This is a genomic window from Pseudomonas sp. ES1 (assembly GCF_050586605.1).
Classification (GTDB): Bacteria; Pseudomonadota; Gammaproteobacteria; order Pseudomonadales; family Pseudomonadaceae; genus Aquipseudomonas; species Aquipseudomonas sichuanensis.
This window is the reverse complement of sequence record NZ_JBOBDM010000122.1, coordinates 1-3236: the sequence shown is the minus strand read 5'-3', so window position 1 is coordinate 3236 and position 3236 is coordinate 1. Positions and strand designations below refer to the sequence as shown.

5 protein-coding genes are annotated in these 3236 nt (G+C 63.4%); all 5 read left to right on the top strand.

Translation table 11 applies throughout. The annotated features are described in order from the left end of the window. Positions 1-144: 144 nt before the first annotated feature. Genes hisB through hisF form a run of 5 tightly spaced genes read left to right on the top strand, consistent with a single transcriptional unit; the run spans position 145 to position 3183 of the window. The gene (gene hisB, locus ACQ4N9_RS26400; RefSeq protein ID WP_110992314.1) at positions 145-738 is read left to right on the top strand and encodes an imidazoleglycerol-phosphate dehydratase HisB; all 594 of its coding nucleotides are present in this window, start codon (positions 145-147) and stop codon (positions 736-738) included. Continuing rightward, positions 739-1377: an imidazole glycerol phosphate synthase subunit HisH gene (gene hisH, locus ACQ4N9_RS26395; RefSeq protein WP_347148940.1), complete on the top strand. Its 639-nt coding sequence runs from the start codon at positions 739-741 to the stop codon at positions 1375-1377. Continuing rightward, complete coding sequence (locus tag ACQ4N9_RS26390; RefSeq protein ID WP_110992247.1) at positions 1378-1638, top strand: DUF2164 domain-containing protein; 261 nt, start codon at positions 1378-1380, stop codon at positions 1636-1638. Between the two features lie 27 nt (positions 1639-1665). Next, positions 1666-2403 carry a 1-(5-phosphoribosyl)-5-[(5-phosphoribosylamino)methylideneamino]imidazole-4-carboxamide isomerase gene (gene hisA, locus ACQ4N9_RS26385; protein ID WP_347148938.1) on the top strand — a complete coding sequence of 246 codons (738 nt, stop codon included), beginning with the start codon at positions 1666-1668 and terminating at the stop codon, positions 2401-2403. 9 nt (positions 2404-2412) lie between these two features. Next, positions 2413-3183: an imidazole glycerol phosphate synthase subunit HisF gene (hisF, locus tag ACQ4N9_RS26380; protein ID WP_023629858.1), complete on the top strand. Its 771-nt coding sequence runs from the start codon at positions 2413-2415 to the stop codon at positions 3181-3183. Positions 3184-3236: the final 53 nt, after the last annotated feature.

Sequence of the window (3236 nt, the reverse complement as noted above, 5' to 3'; positions counted from 1 at the left end):
GCCCCGGAACACGGTTGTATAGACCTGTAACGCGGTCATCCCCCCGCAATTGCTAGCCCTGCCATATGTCATCCGCGTTTCAAGCTGGCGCGTTCTGGGCCTATAATGTTGCCCTTTTCGCCCAATGATTTTGCGGAGCTGGTGATGGTCGAACGTAAGGCTTCCGTCGAGCGCAATACCCTGGAAACCCAGGTCAAGTGCTCGATCAACCTCGATGGCACTGGTAAGGCCCGATTCGATATCGGTGTGCCTTTCCTTGAACACATGCTCGACCAGATCGCCCGGCATGGGCTGATCGATCTGGACATCGAATGCAAGGGCGACCTGCATATCGATGACCATCACACCGTCGAAGACGTCGGCATCACCCTCGGCCAGGCGTTTGCCCAGGCCATCGGTGACAAGAAAGGCATCTTCCGCTACGGCCACGCCTACGTGCCGCTCGACGAAGCGCTGTCGCGTGTGGTCATCGACTTCTCCGGCCGCCCGGGCCTGCAGATGCATGTCCCCTACACCCGCGCCAGCGTCGGTGGCTTCGACGTCGACCTGTTCCAGGAGTTCTTCCAGGGCTTCGTCAACCACGCCCTGGTGACCCTGCACATCGACAACCTGCGTGGCCACAACACCCACCACCAGATCGAGACCGTGTTCAAGGCCTTCGGCCGCGCGCTGCGCATGGCCGTGGAGCAGGACGAGCGCATGGCCGGGCAGATGCCATCGACCAAAGGGTGCCTGTAAATGCAGACCGTAGCCGTAATCGACTATGGCATGGGCAACCTGCACTCGGTGGCCAAGGCCCTCGAGCACGTGGGTGCCGGCAAGGTGCTGGTCACCAGCGACGCCGCCGTCATTCGTGAAGCCGACCGCGTGGTGTTCCCCGGCGTTGGCGCGATCCGCGACTGCATGGCCGAAATCCGCCGCCTGGGCTTCGACAGCCTGGTCCGCGAAGTCAGCCAGGATCGCCCGTTCCTCGGCATCTGCGTGGGCATGCAAGCGCTGCTCGAGCACAGCGAAGAGAACGACGGTGTCGACTGCATCGGCCTGTTCCCCGGCCAGGTGCGCTTCTTCGGCAAAGACCTCAAAGAAGACGGCGAGCACCTGAAAGTGCCGCACATGGGTTGGAACGAAGTCGGCCAGACCAACGACCACCCCCTGTGGCATGACATTCCCGACCGCGCGCGCTTCTACTTCGTGCACAGCTACTACATCAATGCCGGCAAGCCGGGCCAGGTCGTCGGCCGCGGCCACTACGGCGTCGATTTCGCCGCCGCGCTGGCCGAGGGCTCGCGCTTCGCCGTGCAGTTCCACCCGGAGAAGAGCCATACCCATGGCCTGCAACTGCTGCAGAACTTCGTCGCCTGGGATGGGCGCTGGTAAATGAGCAGGTCGCGGACCAAGGCGCCGATCCTCACGCTGGCCCCCGAGCAGGAGCGCGAAGCGCTCGACAAGCTCAAGCGCTTCCTCGAAGACCGTTTCGAGCTGGAGCTGGGGTCGTTCGAGGTGGCCGAGGTCCTCGAGCTGTTTTCCAGAGAAGTTGCTCCGTATTACTACAACAGGGCGATTGCCGATGTTCAGCTGCACCTCAAGGAGCGGTTCGAGAGCATCGAAAGCGACCTGTGGGCGCTCGAGAAGCCCTGAACTCAACGAACAAGACAGGTTTCCAAGATGCTGATTATCCCCGCTATCGATCTGAAGGACGGCGCTTGCGTGCGTCTGCGCCAAGGCCGCATGGAAGACTCCACGGTATTTTCCGACGACCCGGTGAGCATGGCCGCCAAATGGGTCGAAGGTGGCTGCCGCCGCCTGCACCTGGTCGACCTCAACGGCGCCTTCGAAGGCCAGCCGGTCAACGGTGAAGTGGTCACCGCCATCGCCAAGCGTTACCCGAACCTGCCGATCCAGATCGGCGGCGGCATCCGCTCGCTGGAAACCATCGAGCACTACGTCAAGGCCGGCGTCAGCCACGTGATTATCGGCACCAAGGCGGTCAAGCAACCAGAGTTCGTCGCCGAAGCGTGCAAGGCCTTCCCAGGCAAGATCATCGTCGGCCTGGACGCCAAGGACGGCTTCGTCGCCACCGACGGCTGGGCCGAAGTGAGCAGCGTGCAGGTCATCGACCTGGCCAAGCGTTTCGAGGCCGATGGCGTCTCGTCGATCGTCTACACCGACATCGCCAAGGACGGCATGATGCAGGGCTGCAACGTGCCCTTCACCAAGGCCCTGGCCGAAGCCACCTCGATCCCGGTGATCGCCTCGGGCGGCATCCACAACCTGGGTGACATCAAGGCCCTGCTGGACGCAAAAGCGCCGGGCATCATCGGCGCCATCACCGGCCGTGCCATCTACGAAGGCACCCTCGACGTCGCCGAGGCCCAGGCCTTCTGCGACAACTACCAAGGCTGAGGAACGACCATGGCACTGGCCAAGCGCATCATCCCTTGCCTGGACGTGGACAACGGCCGGGTGGTCAAGGGCGTCAAGTTCGAGAACATCCGCGATGCCGGTGACCCGGTGGAAATCGCCCGTCGCTACGACGAGCAGGGTGCTGACGAGATCACCTTCCTCGACATCACCGCCAGCGTCGATGGCCGGGACACCACCCTGCATACCGTCGAGCGCATGGCCAGCCAGGTGTTCATCCCGCTGACCGTGGGCGGTGGCGTGCGTACCGTGCAGGACATCCGCAACCTGCTCAACGCCGGTGCCGACAAGGTCTCGATCAACACCGCCGCGGTGTTCAACCCGGAGTTCGTGGGTGAGGCGGCCGACCGTTTCGGTTCGCAGTGCATCGTCGTCGCCATCGACGCCAAGAAGGTCTCCGGCCCGGGCGAAACGCCGCGCTGGGAGATCTTCACCCACGGCGGGCGCAAGCCTACCGGGCTGGATGCAGTGGAGTGGGCGAAGAAGATGGAAGGCCTGGGTGCCGGTGAGATCCTGCTGACCAGCATGGACCAGGACGGCATGAAGAACGGCTTCGACCTGGGCGTGACCCGCGCCATCAGCGATGCGCTGGGGATCCCGGTGATCGCTTCCGGTGGTGTGGGCAACCTGCAGCACCTGGCCGACGGGATTCTGGAAGGGCATGCCAGCGCGGTGCTGGCGGCGAGCATCTTCCACTTCGGCGAGTACACGGTGCCGGAAGCGAAAGCGTACATGGCTTCACGCGGGATCGTCGTTCGCTGAAACATTGATTGGGGCTGCTTTGCAGCCCTTCGCGGGTAAACCCGCTCCCACAC

Excerpts from the sequence above, each read along its gene's own strand:
- hisB (WP_110992314.1), top strand. The coding sequence starts at position 145 with ATGGTCGAACGTAAGGCTTCCGTCGAGCGCAATACCCTGGAAACCCAG.
- hisH (WP_347148940.1), top strand. The coding sequence starts at position 739 with ATGCAGACCGTAGCCGTAATCGACTATGGCATGGGCAACCTGCACTCG.
- ACQ4N9_RS26390 (WP_110992247.1), top strand. The coding sequence starts at position 1,378 with ATGAGCAGGTCGCGGACCAAGGCGCCGATCCTCACGCTGGCCCCCGAG.
- hisA (WP_347148938.1), top strand. The coding sequence starts at position 1,666 with ATGCTGATTATCCCCGCTATCGATCTGAAGGACGGCGCTTGCGTGCGT.
- hisF (WP_023629858.1), top strand. The coding sequence starts at position 2,413 with ATGGCACTGGCCAAGCGCATCATCCCTTGCCTGGACGTGGACAACGGC.